The following is a 20602-nucleotide window of genomic DNA, read 5'->3' on the forward strand; positions in this document are numbered from 1 at the left end:
TGCGCACCTAGCGCAGAATATACCGTTTGCCCGGCAGGCAGGCCACCCGGCCGGTCAGCTCCAGTTTCATGAGCGTGCCCAGCAGCAGCGCGGTGGGCAGGCCGCTTTGCAGGCCCAGTTCCTCCACGCCCTTCGCTTTGGCCCCGATGCAGGCCAGCACCTTCCGCTCGGTCTCGCTCATCGCGGCAGGTGCCGGGCGGGGCACCGCCGGGCGAAGCGCAGCCGGGGTCAGGTGGAGCGTCTCAAACAGATCTTCCGCCTTGCAGACGGCCTTTGCCCGCCCTTCCCGCAGCAGGCCGTTGGTGCCTGCGGAGTTGGGCGAATAGATGCTGCCCGGCACCGCAAACACCGGCTTGCCATACCGCTCCGCATGGCCCACCGTGGACATGGTGCCGCTTTTTTCCTGGGCTTCCACCACCACCAGCGCCATCGACAGCGCCGCAATGAGCCGGTTGCGCTGCAAAAAGCCCACACGGCCAATGGCTGCGCTCTCCGGCGGATACTCGCTGATAACGCAGCCGTTGGCCTCGATCTTCCGGCGCAGTTCCCGGTTGGTGGCGGGATAGGTCTTGTCGATCGGGACGCCCAGCACCCCGATGGTGGGGCGGTCTTCCCGCACGGCGGCACGGTGCCCGGCGCTGTCGAGGCCGTCGGCCAGGCCGCTCACCACGATGGCACCGGCTCTGGCCAGCCCCCGCCCGATGTCCTCTGCGGCCTGCAGGCCGTACTCGGTGGGCTTGCGGCTGCCCACCATCCCCACGGTGCCGGGCTGGTTGAGCCAGGCCGGGTCCCCGGTGCAGTAGAGCACCAGCGGCATATCCGGGATGCGGGTCAGCGCCAGCGGATAGTCCGGGTCTTCATAGGTCAGGATGCGGATATTCCGGGCCGCACACCGCCGCGCAAAGGCGCGGTAATGCTCCGGCGTGTGGTCGGGCAGGAGCGCCCGCTGCGCTGCCCCCGGCCCTGCCGCGCAGCGGAACGCATCGCTCCCCCGCTGCTCCCACGCCTCCTGCGCCCCGCCAAACGCATCCAGAACGCTGCCGTTGTGGCTGCTGCCCACGCCCAGCGTCCCGGCCAGCCAGAGCCAGCAGAGCAGCGGGTCGGGGGCCGGTTCGGGCGGGAAGAAGCTGGTCTGACCCCAGGCAGGGTCCGGCCCGCTCACAGGCTCTCCTCCCGGAAATGCCACAGCAGGATGCTGCCCGCGATGCCCGCATTCAGGCTCTCGACCCGGTCGGTCATCGGGATGCGGACGGTGCCGTCGCAGGCGGCGATGGCCGCATCGGTCAGGCCCTGGCCCTCGCTGCCGATGACGACGCAGACGCCGCCCGGATAGCGGGACGCCGCCGCGCTCAGCGGCTGGGACTGGTACAGCGCCGCCGCGAGGCAGGTGATGCCCTTTTCCCGCAGGGCTGCGATGGCCTCCGGCAGGGCACCGGCCTCAATGACCGGCACCCGCACCGCCGCGCCCATGGAGGCCCGCAGGGTCTTGGGGGCAAACGGAGACGCACAGCCATCACTCAGGAGGACGGCATCAAAGCCGAATGCCGCCGCCGAGCGCAGCAGGGTGCCCACATTGCCGGGGTCCTGCACCCGCTCCAGCGCCAGATATCGCCCGCCGGTGCGCACTTCATTCAGTGTATGCACCGGAGTGCGGAACACGCCGAACACTCCCTGATGGGTGCCCACATCGGCGAGCTTGTCCGCCACATGGTCCTCCACCAGATAATGTTCGCCGGGCAGCGTGAGCAGCTCCGGGCATTTTTCGGCAGCGGCCCCGGTGTAGAACAGCGTTTCCAGCTCAGCCCCGCGGCAGAGCTCCGGGCAGAGCTTGCGCCCCTCGGCCAGAAAACGCCCCTCGCTGCGGCGGAAGGCCGCACTGGAAGAAAGGCGGCAGGCGTATTTGATCTTCGCGTTGTCCCGGCTGGTGATTTTTTCGTCCATGCAGGCTCCTCCCGAATCCAGAAAGATACAAAAAGGACGCCCGCGTAATCATACGCGCGGGCGTCTTTGTCAAGTTCTATTAGGCGTTCTTGACGGTCTCGACCAGAGCTGCAAAGCTCTGAGGATCGTTGATGGCCATCTCGCTCAGCATCTTGCGGTTCAGCTCGATGCCTGCCTTCTTCAGGCCAGCCATGAAGGTAGAGTAGTTCATGCCCAGAGGACGGACCGCATTGTTGATGCGGGTGATCCACAGGTTGCGGAACTGACGCTTCTTCATGCGGCGGCCAGCCAGAGCGTAGTTGCCGCTCTTCATGACCTGCTGCTTGGCCATCTTGAAGTGCTTGCTCTTGCAGCCGTAGAAGCCCTTTGCCAGCTTCAGCATCTTCTTGCGACGTTTGTGAGTCATCGTAGCGCCCTTAATACGTGCCATTTTATATATCTCCTTTAGTTTCTGTCAATGTCTTGGTTGTGCGTGCGGCTCGCTTACTCAGGCGTAGGGCAGCATGCTCTTGATGGTAGCTGCGTTGGTCTTATCAACGTAGCTGGGCTGACGATAACCACGGGTCAGCTTGGTGGTCTTCTTGGTCAGGATGTGGCTGCGGAATGCGTGGCCGCGCTTGATCTTGCCGTTCTTGGTCAGCTTAAAGCGCTTCTTAGCGCCGGAGTGCGTCTTCAGTTTCATCTTAGCCATTTTAGTTTCCTCCTAAAATTAGTCCTTATTGGGTTTCGGGATCAGCAGAATGGACATCGTGCGGCCCTCAAGCACCGGCGGCTTATCCATGCTTGCCTGGGGCAGAGTCTCGGCAAAGCGTTTCAGCACGTCAGCACCCAGAGCGCTGTGCGCCATCTCACGGCCGCGGAAGCGGATCGAAGCCTTCACCTTGTGGCCGGCTGCCAGGAACTTGGCGGTCTGGTTCACTTTGGTGTTGAAGTCGTTGGTGTCAATGTTGAGCGAGAGGCGGGTCTCCTTGACTTCGACCACCTTCTGGTTCTTCTTGGCTTCCTTCTCCTTCTTCTGCTGTTCAAAACGGTATTTGCCGTAGTCCAGCACCTTGCACACAGGCGGTACAGCCTGCGGTGCGATCTTGACCAGATCGAGGCCGGCCTCCTCAGCAGCGCGCATGGCCACCTGAATGGTGACAACGCCCTTCTGCTCGCCGTCTGCTCCGATCAGGCGAACTTCACGATCACGGATCTGGCCGTTGATCTCCAGTTCCTTCGACTTTCCAGCGGTAGCGATAATGAATGCACCTCCAAACAATAATCCATAGTGTTGCAATATTTGGCATAGAAAACGCGGCCGCCCATGTTTCAGGACAGCCGCGCAAAATTCACTCAAAAGCGCAGTTCGCACAAAACGAACCGGTTTTTCGTATAGCCCGGAGGATGTTGTCCCTCACAAGGCGAGCGCGGCCAGGCCGTAGCTGCTTTCTTTACCGGAACAGTTTACCACACACGGCAGAGCCTGTCAAGCATTTTTATGTGATTTTGCAGAAAATTATCCCAACCTCTCAGTCTGCTTCGCAGACAGCTCCCCTGATAGGGGAGCCCTTGGCAGGCCGGGCAAGCCCTGCTATCCGCATAGGCCCAATCGGGCGCAAGGCGCCGGGCCCTGTTCTCCTTGGCAGCAGTTGCGGGACTGCGCTCTAACAGGGATGCTGGGCCAGCAACCGTGAATCTCGGCAGCGGAGCCCGGCCGTTTACGAATACGAAAAACTTTGCTCGTCCAGTACGACCATCACCGACTCGCCAGTGGCTCCCCTACCAGGGGAGCTGGCGAGCCGTAGGCGAGACTGAGAGGTTTATACCTCGATCAGCTTTCCCAGTTCCAGCGAATAGATGCCCTTATAGGTCACCTTCTTCGGCGCAAAGCGCTTGTCGATGGCGAGGGCGTACAGGTTGAGCTGGGCGCGGTAGGCGGCGAGGAAGTCGGCCTCGGTCTTGCGGCGGTCGGTCTTATAATCCAGCAGTTCGAGATGGTCCGGGAAGACGAGCACGATGTCCGCAATGCCCTGCACGAGGACGCTGGCCTTCGCCGCTTCGCCCTCCGGGGCCGCGCTGCCCTGTGCAGCCAGCACCGCCGAGGCGGGCAGGGCCGTGATGAAGGCCAGCTCCCGCAGCACGGCATCTGCCGCACAGATGCGGGCAAAGGCATCGCTCTCGGCAAAGCGGCGGATGCGGCGGACGTCCAGCTTTTCCGCGATCTCCGGCGGGGTCAGCTGCACGGCCACCTGACGGTCCCGTTCGGCGCAGATGGCCTCATCGAGGGTGCCGGATGTCTTTGCAGCGGCAAGGGCGGCAAAGTCGGCGTGTTCGAGGAAGGCATGCAGCGCCGTGCCCATCTCTGCGGCCGTCAGGCCATCCTTGGAGAGGAAGCCGGGGCGCTCCAGCGCCGTCTGCTCCCGCTTGTGCACGATGCTCGTGACGCTGACCTTGGCGGGCACTGCCGCCAGCGAAGCCGCCGGGTACTGCCAGGCAAAGCCCTGCCGCAGCTGTTCCGTCAACACCGGGTCGGCGGCGGGGGCTTCCGGGGCCGGGGCTTCTTCCGCTGCGGGCTGGAGCTCTTCCGGAGCCTCTTCAAAGGAAAAGTCGATGGTGCTGCGGGTGTCCGCAAACGGCAGTTCGAGGTTCTCGGCCAGGCGGCGCAGCGGCCCGCCGTTGGGATGGACGAGCAGGGCCGTGCGCAGCCAGTCGGCGAAGCTGTTGGCCTGCCGGTTCAGCGTCTCCCCTGCGCCCGCCGCGAGGAAGGCCGCCGCTTTCGCCAGCGGGTTGGTCGTTTTGGTCATGCCCAGCGGGATGGTCAGGATCAATTTGTCCTGTGCGCGGGTGAGCGCCACATACAGCAGGCGCATCTGCTCGCTGCGCAGTTCGGCGGCATGGACATTGGCCAGCGCCGCGTAGGCCGCCGTTTTATAGGAGCCTTCGCCGTCTTCGGGGCGTAGGCGCAGCCCGGCCCCGTACACCCGGTGGAGCAGCACCGGCTGGCGGGTATCGGCGGCATTGAACCGCCGGGCCGTATCCGCCACAAAGACCACCGGGAACTGCAGGCCCTTGGAACGGTGGATGGTCATGATGGTCACACAGCCGGGGCGGGAGCCGCCGGGCACGGTCTCCTGCCCGGTGGAGCCTGCCTGCGCGGCGGCGTCGATGGCGCGGATGAGGCCGGAGATGCCGTTTGCCCCGGCCCCGGCACAGAAGGACGCGAACCGCCGGGCATCTTCCCGGCGCTTGGTGCCGTTCTCCATCACGCCCAGCGCGGCCAGATAGCCCGTGGACACAAAGATCTCTTCGAGCAGTTGTTCCACCGGCACGCTCCGGGCCATCCGGCGCAGCTCGGTCAGCCGGGCATAGAACGCCCGGACCTTCTGTTCAAAGGGGCTTTCTTCGGCGCTGTTCACGGTCAACAGCAGTGCCCCGTACAGGCTCATCCGCTGGCGGTGCTGCGGTGCAGGCGTCTCCCCTGCCGCCTCCTGTGCGGCACGGCGGGCCTCGTCCTGCTGTTTCTGCAATTCCTCCGCGCGGGCACGGAGGCGGACCAGGTCGTCGTCCGTAAAGCCGAACAGCGGGCCCAGCATGGCGGCGGCAAGATAGATATCCTGCGCCGGGTTGTCGATGACCTTCAGCAGCGCGATCAGGGGCCGGATGTGGGGCGCATCCAGCAGATTTTCGCGGGCGTCCGCATAGACAGGGATGCCGTGGGCGGTCAGGGCTTCCACATAGGCCGGGAAGTCACCGCGTGCCGCCAGCAGGATGCAGCAATCCTCGTACTGCACCGGGCGGGTGGAGCCGCCGTCCCGCACCTGCTCCCCGGAGGCCATCAGGGCTTCGATCTTCCGGGCGATGCACTCTGCGTCCGTCTCGGCGGTGTCGTCGGGCAGGAAGCAGGCCTCCACGCTGCCCGCATATTCGCCCGGTGCGCCGCAGACCAGCCGCTGACCGTCGCCGTAGGCCGTATCGCCCAGGGCGGGGGTCATGAGCTGCTCAAACAGGAAGTTGATGCCCCGCACCACTTCCGGCGCACTGCGGAAGTTCGCATCCAGCGCCAGCAGCGCGTTCTGGCCGGGCGTCCCTTCCGCCGGGCGGGGGCGGGCCGCGCCGCCGGGCAGGAGCGGCCAGGCATCCAGCTTTTCCCGGAAGATGCTGGGGTCTGCCTGCCGGAAGCGGTAGATGCTCTGTTTCAAATCGCCCACAAGGAAGAGGTCGTCCCCGGCGGGCGAAGCCAGACAGCGGTAGAGTGCGTCCTGTAAGGCGTTGGTGTCCTGATACTCGTCCACCATGACGGCCGCATAGTTCTGCCGGATGGTCTCGCACAGCGGGGTGGGGGTGCCGTCCGGGCTGCGGAGGAGCCGGAGCGCCTGATGCTCGAAGTCACTGAACTCCAGCAGCTTCCGCTCCTGCTTTTTGGCCGCAAAGCGGGCATCGAACGCCCGCACGGCGGCAAACAGGGCCCGCAGGCGGGGCAGGGCGGCGGCGCGGTCGGCTTCGGCCTCGTCTTCACTGCAAGAGATCAGTTCCAGGATCTGCCCGAACAGCGCAGCCGCTTCGTCGGCGCGGGTCTTGACGGCGGCTTTGTGCTCTCCGGTCAGCCGCTTCTTCATCCCCTTCAGGCCGGGCATCGGCTCCATGCCGAGCACATAGGGGGTGAGCCGGTCGTAGAGCGGGGTCCACTCCCCTGCTTCGGCCAGCCGTTCCACCTCGCCCAGCAGCGCAGCGGCCGCTTCGAGCCGTTCCAGCGGTTCGGCGAATTTATCGTTGACGCCTGCCACGGCCTTGGCGCGGGCGGCATCGGTCTTTGCTTTATTCTCGGCCTCGATGCGGGCCAGGACGAGGTCTTCTTTGCAGTCGTTCCAGGCGGCGCAGAACAGCTCCCGCCCGGCTCTGGCAGCGCGGGCTGCCTCGGCCAGCAGCAGGTCGTGCCAGCAGGTCGCATCGAATCCATGTCCAGCCTGCCACGGTTCCAGAAATTCATCCAGCTTGCGGTCGTAGTCAGGCAGGGCACGGAGAAAATCGTAGACGTGCAGGATGGTATCCCCGGCGGCTTTGTCGCTGCGGCCCTTGCCGTAGAGATCTGCAAAAGCGCAGAAATCCGGGTCGGCATAGGCCTGTTCCAGCGTTTCGGCCAGCGCCGCCGCGCGCAGGGCCGCCACACTGCCGGGGTCGGCGGGGGAAAAGTCCGGCGGGATATCGAGCGCCTGGAAGTGCTTGCGCAGAAGGTCCAGGCAGAACGCATCAATGGTGCAGATGGGGGCGCGCTGCAGCAGCATCCGCTGGCGGCGCAGGGCCGTGTTGCCGGGTTCAGCCTGGCTGCGGCGGAGCAGTGCCTGCCCGATGCGGGCCCGCAGCTCGGCTGCGGCCGCGTTCGTAAAGGTGACGATGAGCAGTTTGTCGGCGTCGATGGGGCATTCCGGGTCGGTGATGAGCCGGACGGCGCGTTCGGTCAGCACCGCCGTCTTGCCGCTGCCCGCAGCCGCACTGACCAGCAGCGCACCGCCCCGGTCGTCGATGGCGGCCTGCTGGGCGGCTGTCCATTTGGTTTCGCTCACGGCTGTTCCTCCTTTCCTTCTTCCGGCGGGGTCTCAGGGGCTTCAAAGGGTTTGGCCGGAGCATCCAGTGCCCGCTCGCCGATGCCGTTCTCGTGGCAGCAGATAAAGCTGTAATCGCACCACAGGCAGGGGCTTCGGCCCGTGACCAGCGGTTCGGCGGCGATCTGCCCGCCGTAGAGCTGCTCGCCCATCCGGGTCACGAGGTCGTCCAGGTGCAGCCGGATGCGGTCGAGCTTGGCGCTGTCGGCGCGTTTGTCCTTCTGGTAGGGGCTGGGCACACCGCGCAGATACGAGAAAGGCAGATACCGCCCAGTCTCGTCGGCGTCCATGGCGCGGAACAGCTTCTGCTCATCCCGCACCAGACCGTCCAGCTTGTATTCCACACTGCGGGCTGCGTTGGCGCGGGTGGTGTTCTCCGGGGCCGGGTCGGCCAGCAGATACAGAACGCCCGCCGGTTCCGCCCCGGTAAAGCGGCCGCTGCCGTCCCGCGTCAGGCTGAACAGATAGAGCAGCATCTGGCAGTCGAGGCCGCAGTAGACCTCCTTCAGGTCCAGTTTTTTGCTGCCGGTCTTGTAGTCCACGACCCGCACCCAGCGGGTGCCGTCCTCCTCGACCCACTCGTCGGCGCGGTCTACCGTGCCCACCAGCTGGACGGTCCGCCCATCTGAGAGGTGATAGGTCTGGGCGCGGACGCCGTCCCCGCCGCTGCCGATCTTCAGCTCGCAGGCCACAGGCCGGAAGCTGGACTGGCGCTGTTCATCCCGCAGGTAGCACAGCAGGCTCGCCATGCTCTTTTTCAGGCGGGAGAGCAGGTAGGCAAAACGGGCCGTGTCTTCGGGCAGATAGCGGCGGGCGTATTCGTCCACCAGAAGCCCCGCCAGCTCCGCCATGGCGTCGTCATCCAGCTCGATGAAGGGGGCCAGCATGTCGGCGCAGGGGTTGTCCGGCGCAGGGTCCGGGTCCAGCGCCATCTGCAGCACCCAGTGCATCAGGCTGCCGCTCTGGTCAGCCGAAAGCTCGGCCCGGCGGCGGGGGCGCAGGCCCAGCACGTACTGCAAAAAGTAGCCGTACCGGCAGGTATAATATTTTTCCAGCTGGCTCGGCGAGATGCGCAGCCGCCGGCCCAGCAGTTCTTCCAGTGCATCCAGGTCGCTGACCTGCCGGGGCGAAGCGTCCGCCATCCGGCGCAGCAGCTTCAGGCCCTCCGGCTCCTCGCCGCCGGGGGTGCGCAGGGCCTCGGTCAGGCTGGCGCGTTCCGTTCCGGTCAGGAGCCAGCCGCCGCCCAGGCAGTCGAGGCCATCGGCAGGGGTCGCGGCCAGGTCGGGCAGAGCCAGCTCCGGCGGAGCCGGTTCCAGCGCCTCCACGATCGGCTCCAATGCCGCGCAGAGGGTCTGCCCCTGCCCCTTGGGCCAGCTCAGCCACAGCCCTCTGGCCGGGGCGGTGAGCGCCTTATAGAAGCAGACCTGCTCGCGGACCACCCGGTTCTCAAAGCAGTCGGGCAGGTCGATCTTCTGCGCCATCAGGGCGTCGCGGTCGGCGTGGGTCAGCAGGCCCGTCTCGCCGGGGGCCGTGGGGAACTCGCCCTCGGCAAGGCCCAGCACGAAGACATAATCCGGCTCGTCCAGCCGCATCTTGCCCGCGCTGGCCAGCACCACGGCGTCCAGCGTCTGCGGGATATGCCCCAGGTCGGACGAGCGCAGCAGCAGCCCGAACAGGTCTTCGTATTCGGCCACCGTCACGGTCTGCTCGCCCAGCAGGCGGGCCATCTCGTCCAGCAGTTCCATGACCACGTTCCACTCGCGGGCGGCCTCTTCCGCCGCCGGGATGCCCCGTGCCGCGCGGATGGCTTCCACCTGCGCCGCCTGCTGTTCCTCTGCTCCCAGCTCTCTGAGGCAGAAGTAGAGCGCACGGCTGATGGCCTCGGCGTTGGCGTTCCGCACCTTGCCGCGCAGGGCATCGGCGGCGTTCACCAGCAGGGCGCGGGCCTTTTCGGCATCGGACAGATTCCGGGCGTCCTCTTCGGTCAGCTCCCGATCGCCGAAGCCTTTGGGGTCGTTCCGGAACGCTGCCCGCCATGCCACCGCATTGGGCGACCAGGTATAGGCGTAGTTTTCGAGGGCGCAGACCTCTTCTTCGGTCAGGGCGCACAGGCCCGTTTTGGCCAGCGTGGTCAGATTCTCGGTCAGGTCGGCCCCGCGGGCCAGCGCCAACAGTGCCCGGACCGCCGTGGCCGGGGCGCTGAACTCCGGGGTGGTCGGTTCATCGCAGTAGAGCGGGATGCCCGCCATCCGGAACTCATACCGCACGGCGGCGCGGTACTTGCCGATGTCGCGGCAGACCACCGCGATCCTGCCGCACCGCACCCCCTGCCGCATCAGGCGGCGGATGGCACCGGCGGCGGCGCGGGCCTCCTCTTCCCGGCTGGGCGCAGCAAACAGCCGCACCTCGTCCGCCGGCGCTTCCAGCGGTGCACAGGTGCCGGTCTCCAGCAGTGCGGTCACTGCCGCAAGGCCGGGGGCCTCGGTGTGCCGCAGGTCCCGCCGGAGCAGCTGGGGCGCAGCCACCTCGGCCCCATTTTTGCGGGCCAGCTGGCGCAGCTGCACGGCCACCTGCTTGGCCCCCGAAAACAGGCTCACATCGCCGGGCACGAGCGGTGCCCCATCGTCGCACAGGGCCACCGTCACCCTGGGCAGAGCGGCCAGCAGCGCCCCCAGCAGCCGCTTTTTGGGCGCATTAAAGGTATCGAACTCGTCGATGAAGACCTCCCGCTCCTTCAAAAATCCCGGCACTGCGCCGCAGGCCAGCGCCTCTTCGAGCCGCGCTCCGGCCAGCTCCAGCCGGTCGGCGGGGTCCATGCCACTGCGGGCGAGCAGGGTCTCGTAGCCCTGAAAGATCAGGGCCAGCTCCCCCAGCTTGCCGCTCTCGGCCCCGCAGCCTTTGGCAAGGTCGGCCAGCTGCTGGCCGGACAGGCCCGCGCTCTTGAGCTCGTCGATGGTCTCGGCGGCCATCTGGCAGAACGCTGCGCTCCGCCGGTTGCGGTAGTAGTAATGGACGTTTTCCTGCAATTCCTCCAGTGCGCGGCGCACCAGCACAGCGCGGCCTGCGTCCGAAAGGGTCTGCACGGCTGCGCCACCCTCCACGGACAGGATCTTCTCGGCCAGGCTCGTGAATGAAAAACTCTCCACCATGCCGGAAAGCGCATCACCCAGTTCGCGGTAGATGCGCCCCTCGGTGGAGGAGGTGAACTGTTCCGGCACCAGCAGGATGCTCTTCTGACCCGCCTCGGCGCGGGCACGGATGCGGTGATACAGCAGCGTCGTCTTGCCGCTGCCCGACCCGCCTAAGACCAGTTGTAACATAAAAACCTCTCTTTGCATGCCTGCCCTCTCCGTCATCGCTGCGCGATGCCACCTCTCCCGGAGGGAGAGGCATTGGCAGGCCGGTTTTGGCTGTGCTGTATGAGCAAAGCCCGTTCCTGCACAGCCTGCCGGGCTCCGCTCTCGCGGTCAGCGGCTGACTGCCCATGAGAACAGGGCCCGGCTGTGCGGGAGCCGCAAGGCGACAGCGCACAGACCTGCCCGGCCCGCCAGTGGCTCCCCCTTTGGGGGAGCTGGCGCGAAGCGCCTGAGAGGGCGTGACCTGCTCTTATTGTAACACAAAATTGCAAGAACATCTATTCTGTGATACACTGGGGAAAACCGAACGGGAAAGGATGCCATTATGAAGATATTAGCCGTTGACTACGGAGCCAGCCGCACCGGCCTTGCCACCTGCGACGCCTCCGAATTTCTCACCACCGCCATCACGCCGCAGATCACCCTGAAAGCCCGCCCGAAGGTGGCGGCGCGGGTGTGCGAGATTGCCGCCGAGATCCATGCCGAGCTCATCGTGGTGGGCCTGCCGCTGAACATGGACGGCACCGAGGGCGAACGCGCCGAAAAGAGCCGGAAACTGGCCAAGACGCTGCAGATCTGGAGCGGCCTGCCCGTCCGGATGTGGGACGAGCGGCAGTCCACCTGCGAAGCCGCCGATATCCTCTCCGAGACCGGCACCTTCGGCGCCCGGCGGAAAGAGATCCTCGACTCCGTCAGCGCCACCGTCATCCTCGAAGATTACCTTGCCTGGCGCAAAGAGCATCCCGGCGAGATCTGAGCAGCAAAAAAGGCTCCCACTGCCACGGGAGCCTTTTTGCATTGCGCAGTTGTTATTGATACGTCTCGATGCTGACACTGTGGATGGTGATGGCCTCGGTGGGCTTCTGGTTCTCATCCACCGCCGTCTGGGCAATGTTGTCCACGATGTCCATCCCCTCGTACACCTGGCCGAAGACGGTGTCGGTGTAATCGAGGTAGGGTGCGCCGCCCGCCGTCTGGTAGGCGGCCACGACCTCGGCGCGGTAGGAGGCCGCATTCATCTGGTCCACAAGCTCCTGCGTCACGGAATCGCCGCCGGGCAGCGACTCCATCACATAGAAGACGCTGGCGCACTGGCCGGATGCATCCGTGGCCGCACACAGCGCCCCGGCGTAGTGATGGAGCCGGTCGGTGGCCTCAATGGGGTAGCGGCTGCCGTTCCAGATGGTAGTGCCTTTTCCATCAGCCCCCTGCCCGGCCTCGACGAGAAATTCGTTCTCGACGCGGGAAACGGTCAGGCCGTTGTAGTACCCCGCCTGCGCAAGGCCGATGAAGTTGTCGCAGGCCTGCGGGGCCAGCGTGGGGAAAAGCACGGCCTTGAACACGCCCGCCGAGGTATCGAACACCGCGATGGGGTCGCCCGCCGCCGGGTGGGTGAACTGCACCTCGGCGGACTCCACCGCCGGGCGGGAGATAGCTTTCGGCCCAGAAGTGCCGCTGAGCTTGTCCTTGAGCGAACAGCCCGTCAGCGCCACACAGCCCAGGAGCGCCAGCACCGCCAGCGCTTTTTTATAAAAACGATTCATAACTCTGACCTCTCGGTGAATAACATAGTAACAGCTTCCCGCTCGCCCGGAACCGAGCAGGCGGTACACAGAGTTCAGTATAGCATATTTCTGCGCCGGATGCGAGAGGGAAATGCGTGAAAATTTGTCCGCAGATTTCTGTGCGAAAAACATCTTGACGAGCGGGCAAAAAAACGCTACACTATAAGCACAGCAAGGGCCTGTGGGAGCACAGAAAGCCCCGGCTGCCCCAACTTTATTTTTCGTTTGTAACAGGAGAACGTATCTTATGGCAGAAGAGATCAAGAACCCGAACGCCGAAGAGGAATATCAGCCCGATCTGATGACCCTTGAGGACGAGGACGGCAACGAAGTCACCTTTGAGGTGATCGACGCGCTGGACCATAAGGGCGTGCATTATATGGCCGTCGTGGAATACGCCGAGGACGAGGAAGACGTGAACGAGGATGCTCAGCTCGTCATCCTGAGCGTCGGCGAGGACAGCGAGGGCGAATATCTGGATGTCGTGGAAGACGACGAGACCCTGCTGGAAGTCAGCAAGCTGTTCGAGAAGCGGCTGAGCGACCAGTTCGAGATCGAGTAAGTTTTTCAGACGATTGACCCGTGCAAAACTTCCTGCCCGGCTCGATTTGTTGCGGTTTATATGATCCTACTAATCATTCAACGGGAGCCCGGCGTTCGCCGGTGGATTGCAGACCTCCCCGCTGTGGGCTCGACCCCAGAGGTTCGATGAGGAAGCGTGAATCCGGAGACAGGGCACCCACCTGTCCGCAAGGGTAGGTTTGATTGCCGCAGACGACCGGGCGGGATCTTTTTATAGGGACTTCATCCACCGCTGTCCTCTGCCAGGAGGAACAGTGTGTGGATTTTTTTATACCCTCTCAGTCTCGCTGCGCTCGCCAGCTTATCCCCTTCTGGCACAAATGTGCCACCTCCCCCGGCCGGGGGAGTCTTTCGAAAGGGAGAGCCCTTGGCAAGCCAGTTTTGGCTATTGGTTTTCGCCCTGCGGGCTCTTTTGCAGCAGGGCTTCGCGGATTTGTCAGCGTGTTTGAAAGGATGTGCAATTGCGGCATGAAGTCTGAGCATCTGGTGGGGACGAACATCCCCCGATTCACCTACGACACCCCCACGGTACCGGAAAACGATTTTTATGCCCTGTGCGAGGGCAGCCGGCCCCTGTGCATGATCTTCCTGCCGGGGTTCGACCATCCCGTCAGCCGCGAGTACATCACCCGCTACCTCAAGACCCTGCCCGCCCTCAAGGGCGCACGGCTGGCCTGCGTGGTGCGGTCCAGCGCCAAGGCGGTGGCCACGGCCACCCGCGGGTCGGAGTTTCCCTTCCCGGTCATCTGCGACGGGCCGGGCGTGCTGTACGGCTATCTGGGCGTGGAGCAGACCCGCGGCCTGCTGAGCTGGAGCTTCGCGGCCCAGAAGATCTATAAGGCCGCCAAAGATGCCGGTTATCACTACGACAAGTCTGCCCCGCAGATCCTGCCGCTGACGCTGGTGGTGGGCCCTATGGGCAGGATCCTGTTCACCCATTCCGGCCGCAGCCAGACCGACCTGCCCGAAGACTGCGCCGCCATCCACGAGGTCGTCCGGGCCGTGGAGGCAGCTACCGTTCAGGCCCGCACCGACGCGAACCCCCACTGCTCCGACGAGACCCTTACCCTGCCCGACCTGATGGGCTGGGATGACGGGACCTGACCCAGCAAAAGAGCCACGGCTGCGGCCGTGGCCCTTTTTTGTTCGTCTCACTCGATGTCGTCGTCCGTGAACAAGCCCGGAATGCCGCAGACTGCGGCGATGCCGACCACGGTGAAGACGATGCGGGACCAGATGGAGCTGCTGCCACCCAGCAGCCACCCCACAAAATCGAACTGGAACAGCCCGACCAGGCCCCAGTTGATGCCGCCGATGATCATCAAGATCAGGCACACTTTATAAAAGGTCTGCACAAAAAGACCCCCTTTCCTTTGGGAATAGCATTTCCCAGGAAAGAGGGTCTTATTCCGTTTTGCGTTACAGCATCCACTTCGGGGCGGTGACCCGTGCACCGCCCTTGTCGGGCTGGGCCACATAGACCTGCGGCCAGCGGGTCTTCAGGGCCGCAGCCGCCGTGCGGGCTTCGGCCTCGCTGGCAAAGATGCCGAACACCGCTGCGCCGCTGCCGGTCATCAGGGCCGTGAGCGCACCGTGTTCGCAGAGCGCAGCCTTGATGGCCTCATTGTCCTTGGCACCGCTGCACTCTTCCAGCGCGTTGCCTGCGGCAGCACAGACGGCGGCCAGATCTTCGGCGCGGATCGCGGCTTCCTGCGCCTCGCAGTCGGGGTGGCGGCTGCTGCCCACCCGGTCATAGGCCGCAAAGGCCTCCGGGGTCGAGACACCGTAGTCCGGCATGACCACCGTAAACCAGCAGTCCGGGCAGGGCGGCAGAGCTTTCATCACATCGCCAACGCCCTGCACCCGGCAGGTGCCGCCCATGAGGGCAAACGGCACATCGGCACCGATTTTGGCACCCAGCGCGCAGAGCTCGCTCATGGACAGATGTGCCCCATACAGAGCATTCAAGCCCACGAGGACGGCGGCGGCATCCGCACTGCCGCCCGCCATACCGGCCCGCACGGGCACGTTCTTATAGATGGTGATGTCCACGCCCGCCAGCAGGCCGGTGTAGCGGAAGAACGCGATGGCCGCCTTGATGGCGGTGTTGCTGTCGTTGGCGGCGACCGGGCTTCCGGGCAGAGAGAGGTTCAGGCTGCTGCTGCGGGCCAGCACCACCTTTTCATACAGAGTGATGGCCTGCATGGTCATGTCAAGGTCGTGGTATCCGTTGGGCAGAGTACCCACCACGTCCAGCGCCAGATTCAGCTTGGCAGGGGCCAGAACGGTCACGCGGTTCAGTTTTGCCATTTTCAACTCTCCTCACTGCGGCATTGCGATGCCGTTTTCCTCCAAAAAGGCGCGGATGCGCTTCATGGCTTCGGTCAGATGCTCCACCGAGTACGCATACGACACGCGGCAGTACCCCTCGCCGGAAGCGCCGAAGGCATCGCCGGGCACCAGCGCCACGTGCTTCTGCTCCAGCAGCCGGGTGCAGAACTCCTGGCTGGTCATCCCGGTGGACTTGATGCAGGGGAAGGCGTAGAACGCGCCCCGCGGCTCAAAACAGGTCAGGCCCATGGCGTTGAAGCCCTTCACCACCAGACGGCGGCGCATGTTGTACTCATCCCGCATCCGGTCGATCTCGCCGTCGCAGTCCTTCAGGGCCGTGATGGCGGCGTACTGGCTGGTGGTGGGAGCGCTCATGATGGCGCTCTGGTGGATCTTGGTCATGATCTTGATGATGGGAGCCGGGCCGCAGGCATAGCCCAGACGCCAGCCGGTCATCGCATAGCTCTTGGAGAAGCCGTTCACCACGATGGTCCGCTCGGCCATGCCGGGCAGGGTGGCAATAGAGACGTGCGGCCGCAGGCCGTAGTTCAGTTCGGCGTAGATCTCATCCGACAGCACCAGAACGTTCGTGTCCCGCAGAACGTCGGCGATGGCTTCGAGGTCTTCCTTCTCCATCACGGCACCGGTGGGGTTGTTCGGGAACGGCATGATGAGCAGCTTGGTCCTGGGGGTGATGGCCGCTTTCAGGGCCTCCGGGCGGAGGCGGAACTCATCCTCCTGGCGGCAGGCCACATGGACCGGCACACCGCCTGACAGGGTAGTGATGGGCTCATAGCAGACGAAGCACGGCTCCGGGATGACGACCTCATCCCCCGGCTGCACCACGGTGCGGATGCACATATCAATGGCCTCACTGCCGCCCACGGTGACCAGCACCTGGCTCAGCGGGTCGTAGTGCAGGTTCATCCGGCGCTCCAGATAGCGGCAGATCTCTGCGCGCAGCTCCTTCAGGCCCGCATTGGCGGTATAGCGGGTGCGGCCGTGTTCCAGGCTCTCGATACCGGCCTCTCGCACGGCCCAGGGCGTTTTGAAATCCGGTTCGCCGACGCCCAGGCTGATGCACTCCGGCATATCGGCGGCAAGGTCGAAGAATTTGCGGATGCCGGAGGGGCGCATGGCCGCAGCGGCAGGCGCGATCAGTTTATCGTAATCCATCACAGCACGGTGCACTCTCTTTCATCGATTTCGTCGTCCTGGTAGAAGCGGCCCTCTTTCTTATAGGTACGCAGGACAAAATGGGTGGCCGTGGACAGCACGTCGTCCAGCGGGCTCAGGCGCTTGGCCACAAACAGGGCGATCTCCTGGAAGGTCTGCCCCTTGATGATCAGCTGCAGATCGTAGCCGCCGCTCATCAGCAGCACACTCTCCACCTCGTCAAAGGCGGCGATGGTGGCTGCGATCTCGTCAAAGCCGCGGCTCTTCTTGGGGCTGACGTTCAGTTCGATGACAGCCTCCACCCGGTTCACCCCGGCCTTTTCCCAGTCCACAAGGGTCTTGTAGCCCTTGATGATGCCCTGCGCACGGGCCAGGTCGATCATCGCCGCCACCTCAGCGGGGGATTTATTCAGCATCGTGGCAATGTCCTCGATCGGCAGCCGCGCGTTGTCTTCCAGAAGTTTCAAAAGCTGTTCCATCGTCGTTACTCCTTTGTATCCGCGGCGTACCGCGTCGATTTGTATCTTTCAGTATAGCACAAGCGCGCCGTATTTGCATCTTGTTTTTTAGATAGACCGTCTTTTCCGCTCAGTTCTTGTTCTTTTTTCCAAAAAGTGTGTTCAAAAACCGGTAAATCTGCTATACTGGAAAGGAAGTCTTGCCCTCTCAGGCGCTTCGCGCCAGCTCTCCCAGAGGGAGAGCCCTTGGCAGGCCGGGCAGGTCGGTGTGATCGCCTTGCGGCTCCCGCACAGCCGGGCCCTGTCCTCATTGGCAGCATCTGCCGACTTGACGCGCAAGGCAAGCTTCTGCTGACCGTTGCAGCGGAGCCCGGCAGCCTGTGCAAAATGAGGCTTCTTCATCCAGCACATCCAAAACCGACACGCCAGCGGCTCCCCCTTTGGGGGAGCTGTCAAACCCATAGGGTTTGACTGAGAGGGTTTTCCATCAACTATTGGGGGTAAGGAATATGAAAGCATTCATCACGGTCATCGGCCACGACACCGTCGGCGTCGTCGCAAAAGTTGCTGCCCTGTGCAGTGAGCTCAACATCAACATCGAAGACGTGACCCAGAGCATCCTGCAGGGCATGTTCGCCATGATCATGCTGGTGGACATCAGCCATTGCAGCGTCAGCCACGAGGAACTGCACAACCGCACAGACGCCCTGGCCAAGGAGATGGGGATGCAGATCAACGTCACCCGTCAGGAAGTGTTCGACGCGATGCACACGATCTAACCTCTCCGTCATCGCTGACGCGATGCCGCCTCCCCTATTGAGGGGAGGCCTTGGCAAGCCGGTTTTGAACGTGCTGATCGCCTGCGGCTCCAAAGCAGCCGGGCTTCGCGTTTTTGTCAGCGACAGAGGAATCTAAGAGAGAAGGGAATCTATTATGAGCATGATGAATACCGGTGACATCCTCGAAACCATCGAGATGTTCACCCAGGACAATCTGGACGTGCGGACCGTGACCATGGGCATCAGCCTGCTGGACTGCATCGACCCGGACCCGAAAAAGGCCTGTGAGAAGGTCTACAACAAGATCGTGACCAAGGCGGCCAATCTGGTGCCCGCCGTGGAGCACATCAGCGCCGAATACGGCATCCCCATCATCAACAAGCGCATCAGCGTGACGCCCATCGCCATGCTGCTGGGTGCCTGCCCGGATGCCGACCCGGTGGACTTTGCCAAAGCACTGGATGCCGCCGGCAAGAAGGTGGGCGTCAACTTTGTGGGCGGCTACACGGCCCTTGTGCACAAGGGCTTTTCGGCGGGCGACCTCCGGCTCATCGAGTCCATCCCCCGCGCACTGGCGGAGACCGACATCGTGTGCAGCTCGGTGAACATCGGCGCCACCAAGGCGGGCCTGAACATGGACGCCATCAAGCTGATGGGCGAAGCCGTCAAGAAGGCCAGCGAGCTGACGGCAGACCGCCAGTGCATCGGTGCGGCCAAGCTGGTCGTCTTCTGCAATGCGCCGGAGGACAACCCCTTCATGGCCGGTGCATTCCACGGCCCCGGCGAGCCTGACTGCGAGATCCACGTCGGTGTCTCCGGCCCCGGTGCAGTGCGCGCCGCGCTGGCCAAACTGCCCAAGGATGCCCCCATCGATGAGGTGGCCGAGCTGGTCAAGCGCACGGCGTTCAAGATCACCCGCGTGGGCCAGCTGGTGGCAAACCTCGCCTCCAAGGCGCTGGGCGTACCCGCCGGCATCATCGACCTGTCGCTGGCCCCCACCCCGGCCGTGGGCGACAGCGTGGCCAACATCCTCGAAGAGATGGGCCTTGAGACCTGCGGCTGCTGCGGCACCACAGCCTGCCTGGCCCTGCTGAACGATGCCGTCAAGAAGGGCGGCGTCATGGCCTCCAACCACGTGGGCGGCCTGTCCGGTGCCTTCATCCCCGTCAGCGAGGACGACGGCATGATCCACGCAGCGGAGTGCGGATGCCTGACCATCGAAAAGCTCGAAGCTATGACCGCCGTCTGCTCGGTGGGCATCGACATGGTCATCATCCCCGGCGACACCACCCCTGCCGTCATCAGCGCCCTCATCGCCGACGAAGCCGCCATCGGCATGGTCAACAGCAAGACCACCGCCGTCCGCGTCATCCCGGCCATCGGCCGCAAGGCAGGCGAGATCCTGGACTTCGGCGGGCTGCTGGGCTATGGCCCCATCATGCCGGTCAACCAGCGCGACCCGTCGGTCTTCATCAACCGCGGCGGCCGCCTGCCCGCCCCGATGCAGTCGCTGAAGAACTGACCCTCTCAGTCAATGCTTCGCATTGCCAGCTCCCCCGAAGGGGGAGCTTCAGCAGTGACGTGTGCACGCTCTATTCATTATGAAACTTGATATTGTTCCCAAAAATCATGGTATGCTCCCGCAGGCTCGTGCGTTGCGCCGCAATATGACTCCACAGGAAGCAAAGTTGTGGTATCAATTTTTACGAAACTATCCTGTTAAAATCTACAAGCAGCGTATCATTGAATCCTTTATCGTCGATTTTTATTGTTCAAAGGCTCAATTGGTCATCGAAGTGGATGGCGCACAGCATTTTTCTGAACAGAGACAGACTTATGACCGCGAACGAAGCGCTATTTTAGCGCAATACCATTTACAAGTCCTGCGTTTTTCGAATGCGGAAGTGGATTTTCATTTTGACTCTGTCTGCGAAAAGATTCATCAAACGATCCAATCTCGTTTATGATGTTTCCCTTTTCCATTCAAGCTCCCCCTTCGGGGGAGCTGTCGCCGCAGGCGACTGAGAGGGTTTCCGCTGTATAATCACACCCAAACAGACCCAGACTCTGGATAGTATTTCCAGAGAAAGGGTCTGTTTTTTATGTACAGCCGCATTTTATCCCGCCGCCAGATGACCGTCTGGTGCATTACACTCAGCGGTGCGCTCGCGCTCTGCATCGGTCTGCAGGGCCTGCTGGGCTGGGGCCGCACCCAGCTCGACACCGGAGCCGCGCTTGCCGCCGACACTCTGCGGCTCCACATCCGCGCTGCCAGCGACACCACCGCCGACCAGACCGACAAGCTGGCTGTGCGGGACGCCGTGCTCGCGTATCTGGACACGGCCTGCCCGGCGGCAGACCAGCCCGCCGCCCTCCGCTGGGCTGCAGCCCATCTGTCTGAGCTGCAGCGGGTCGCCCGCACCGTGCTGGCCAGACGGGGCAGTTTTGCACCGGTGCGGGTGTATCTGGTGGAAATGTACTTCGGCACCACCCGCTACTCTGCCTCGGCCCTGCCCGCCGGGCGGTATCAGGCCCTGCGCATCGACATCGGCGCAGCCCCCTATGGCCGGAACTGGTGGTGTGTGCTCTACCCCGGCCTCTGCCGCACCGCCTGCGGCGGCTATGCCGCCCCCGCCGAGAACGACCTCGTCTGCGGGCGGTATCTCCTGCGGTTCAAATGCGTGGAGTGGTGGCAGAAGCACACCGCCCGCCGGGACGATGTCATCCTGCTGGGATGACCTCTCCGTTCCCGCATCCGCGATGCCGCCTCTCCCGGCAGGAGAGGCCCTGGCCGTCGGGTATTGCCTGCCAGATCTGACAAAGGTTCCCACG

19 protein-coding genes and 1 other RNA gene are annotated in these 20602 nt (G+C 63.9%); 8 read left to right on the plus strand and 12 right to left on the minus strand.

What is annotated here, in order from left to right; all coding sequences use genetic code 11:
• Positions 1-7 precede the first annotated feature (7 nt).
• From dprA to I5P96_RS10555, 7 genes are all read right to left on the minus strand, one after another.
• The gene (gene dprA / locus I5P96_RS10525; protein ID WP_223381997.1) at positions 8-1162 is read right to left on the minus strand and encodes a DNA-processing protein DprA; all 1155 of its coding nucleotides are present in this window, start codon (positions 1160-1162) and stop codon (positions 8-10) included.
• A complete protein-coding gene (locus I5P96_RS10530) occupies positions 1159-1941 on the minus strand; it encodes a TrmH family RNA methyltransferase (RefSeq protein WP_223381999.1) in 783 nt (260 codons plus the stop codon). Before I5P96_RS10530 ends, dprA begins: the two co-directional genes overlap by 4 nt.
• A gap of 79 nt (positions 1942-2020) precedes the next feature.
• Positions 2021-2371 (minus strand): 50S ribosomal protein L20, encoded by a 351-nt coding sequence (gene rplT, locus I5P96_RS10535; RefSeq protein ID WP_097792734.1) that lies wholly within the window; start codon positions 2369-2371, stop codon positions 2021-2023.
• Positions 2372-2428: 57 nt separating this feature from the next.
• Positions 2429-2632 carry a 50S ribosomal protein L35 gene (rpmI, locus tag I5P96_RS10540; RefSeq protein ID WP_005928215.1) on the minus strand — a complete coding sequence of 68 codons (204 nt, stop codon included), beginning with the start codon at positions 2630-2632 and terminating at the stop codon, positions 2429-2431.
• 18 nt (positions 2633-2650) lie between these two features.
• A complete protein-coding gene (gene infC, locus I5P96_RS10545) occupies positions 2651-3202 on the minus strand; it encodes a translation initiation factor IF-3 (RefSeq protein ID WP_081027701.1) in 552 nt (183 codons plus the stop codon).
• Positions 3203-3743: 541 nt separating this feature from the next.
• Positions 3744-7484, minus strand: coding sequence for a UvrD-helicase domain-containing protein (locus I5P96_RS10550; protein ID WP_223382001.1), 3741 nt, complete (start codon positions 7482-7484; stop codon positions 3744-3746).
• The gene (locus I5P96_RS10555) at positions 7481-10843 is read right to left on the minus strand and encodes a PD-(D/E)XK nuclease family protein (protein WP_223382003.1); all 3363 of its coding nucleotides are present in this window, start codon (positions 10841-10843) and stop codon (positions 7481-7483) included. The genes I5P96_RS10550 and I5P96_RS10555 overlap by 4 nt, the downstream gene beginning before the upstream one ends.
• Positions 10844-11204: 361 nt before the next feature.
• Here I5P96_RS10555 and ruvX point away from each other — a divergent pair, with 361 nt between their 5' ends.
• The gene (gene ruvX / locus I5P96_RS10560; protein ID WP_118552058.1) at positions 11205-11636 is read left to right on the plus strand and encodes a Holliday junction resolvase RuvX; all 432 of its coding nucleotides are present in this window, start codon (positions 11205-11207) and stop codon (positions 11634-11636) included.
• A 52-nt stretch (positions 11637-11688) separates the two neighbouring features.
• Here the strand turns inward: ruvX and I5P96_RS10565 are convergent, their stop codons facing one another.
• Positions 11689-12423 carry a peptidylprolyl isomerase gene (locus tag I5P96_RS10565; protein WP_223382005.1) on the minus strand — a complete coding sequence of 245 codons (735 nt, stop codon included), beginning with the start codon at positions 12421-12423 and terminating at the stop codon, positions 11689-11691.
• Between the two features lie 268 nt (positions 12424-12691).
• On the opposite strand from I5P96_RS10565, the gene I5P96_RS10570 reads away from it, so the two are divergent.
• From I5P96_RS10570 to I5P96_RS10580, 3 genes are all read left to right on the plus strand, one after another.
• Positions 12692-13006 carry a DUF1292 domain-containing protein gene (locus I5P96_RS10570; RefSeq protein WP_055190606.1) on the plus strand — a complete coding sequence of 105 codons (315 nt, stop codon included), beginning with the start codon at positions 12692-12694 and terminating at the stop codon, positions 13004-13006.
• Between the two features lie 26 nt (positions 13007-13032).
• Positions 13033-13237, plus strand: a non-coding RNA gene (gene ssrS, locus I5P96_RS10575) — 6S RNA.
• A gap of 257 nt (positions 13238-13494) precedes the next feature.
• The gene (locus tag I5P96_RS10580) at positions 13495-14130 is read left to right on the plus strand and encodes a hypothetical protein (protein WP_097792740.1); all 636 of its coding nucleotides are present in this window, start codon (positions 13495-13497) and stop codon (positions 14128-14130) included.
• A 47-nt stretch (positions 14131-14177) separates the two neighbouring features.
• Here the strand turns inward: I5P96_RS10580 and I5P96_RS10585 are convergent, their stop codons facing one another.
• From I5P96_RS10585 to I5P96_RS10600, 4 genes are all read right to left on the minus strand, one after another.
• Positions 14178-14381: a DUF378 domain-containing protein gene (locus I5P96_RS10585; protein ID WP_097792741.1), complete on the minus strand. Its 204-nt coding sequence runs from the start codon at positions 14379-14381 to the stop codon at positions 14178-14180.
• A gap of 64 nt (positions 14382-14445) precedes the next feature.
• Positions 14446-15336, minus strand: a complete 891-nt coding sequence (gene ispE / locus I5P96_RS10590) for a 4-(cytidine 5'-diphospho)-2-C-methyl-D-erythritol kinase (RefSeq protein WP_223382007.1) — start codon at positions 15334-15336, stop codon at positions 14446-14448.
• A gap of 12 nt (positions 15337-15348) precedes the next feature.
• A complete protein-coding gene (locus tag I5P96_RS10595; RefSeq protein WP_207685568.1) occupies positions 15349-16533 on the minus strand; it encodes a pyridoxal phosphate-dependent aminotransferase in 1185 nt (394 codons plus the stop codon).
• Positions 16533-17012, minus strand: a complete 480-nt coding sequence (locus I5P96_RS10600) for an Lrp/AsnC family transcriptional regulator (protein ID WP_207685569.1) — start codon at positions 17010-17012, stop codon at positions 16533-16535. Before I5P96_RS10600 ends, I5P96_RS10595 begins: the two co-directional genes overlap by 1 nt.
• 488 nt (positions 17013-17500) lie before the next feature.
• On the opposite strand from I5P96_RS10600, the gene I5P96_RS10605 reads away from it, so the two are divergent.
• The 4 genes from I5P96_RS10605 (at position 17501) to I5P96_RS10620 (ending at position 20508) form a co-directional block, all read left to right on the plus strand.
• Positions 17501-17770, plus strand: a complete 270-nt coding sequence (locus tag I5P96_RS10605; protein WP_097792745.1) for an ACT domain-containing protein — start codon at positions 17501-17503, stop codon at positions 17768-17770.
• 154 nt (positions 17771-17924) lie between these two features.
• On the plus strand, positions 17925-19292 hold the full coding sequence (locus tag I5P96_RS10610) for a PFL family protein (protein WP_097792746.1): 1368 nt from the start codon (positions 17925-17927) through the stop codon (positions 19290-19292).
• 79 nt (positions 19293-19371) lie between these two features.
• A complete protein-coding gene (locus I5P96_RS10615) occupies positions 19372-19737 on the plus strand; it encodes an endonuclease domain-containing protein (protein ID WP_223382009.1) in 366 nt (121 codons plus the stop codon).
• 135 nt (positions 19738-19872) lie between these two features.
• Complete coding sequence (locus tag I5P96_RS10620; RefSeq protein WP_223382011.1) at positions 19873-20508, plus strand: stage II sporulation protein R; 636 nt, start codon at positions 19873-19875, stop codon at positions 20506-20508.
• Positions 20509-20602: the final 94 nt, after the last annotated feature.

The sequence above is a fragment of the Faecalibacterium prausnitzii genome, assembly GCF_019967995.1.
GTDB lineage: Bacteria > Bacillota > Clostridia > Oscillospirales > Ruminococcaceae > Faecalibacterium > Faecalibacterium prausnitzii_E.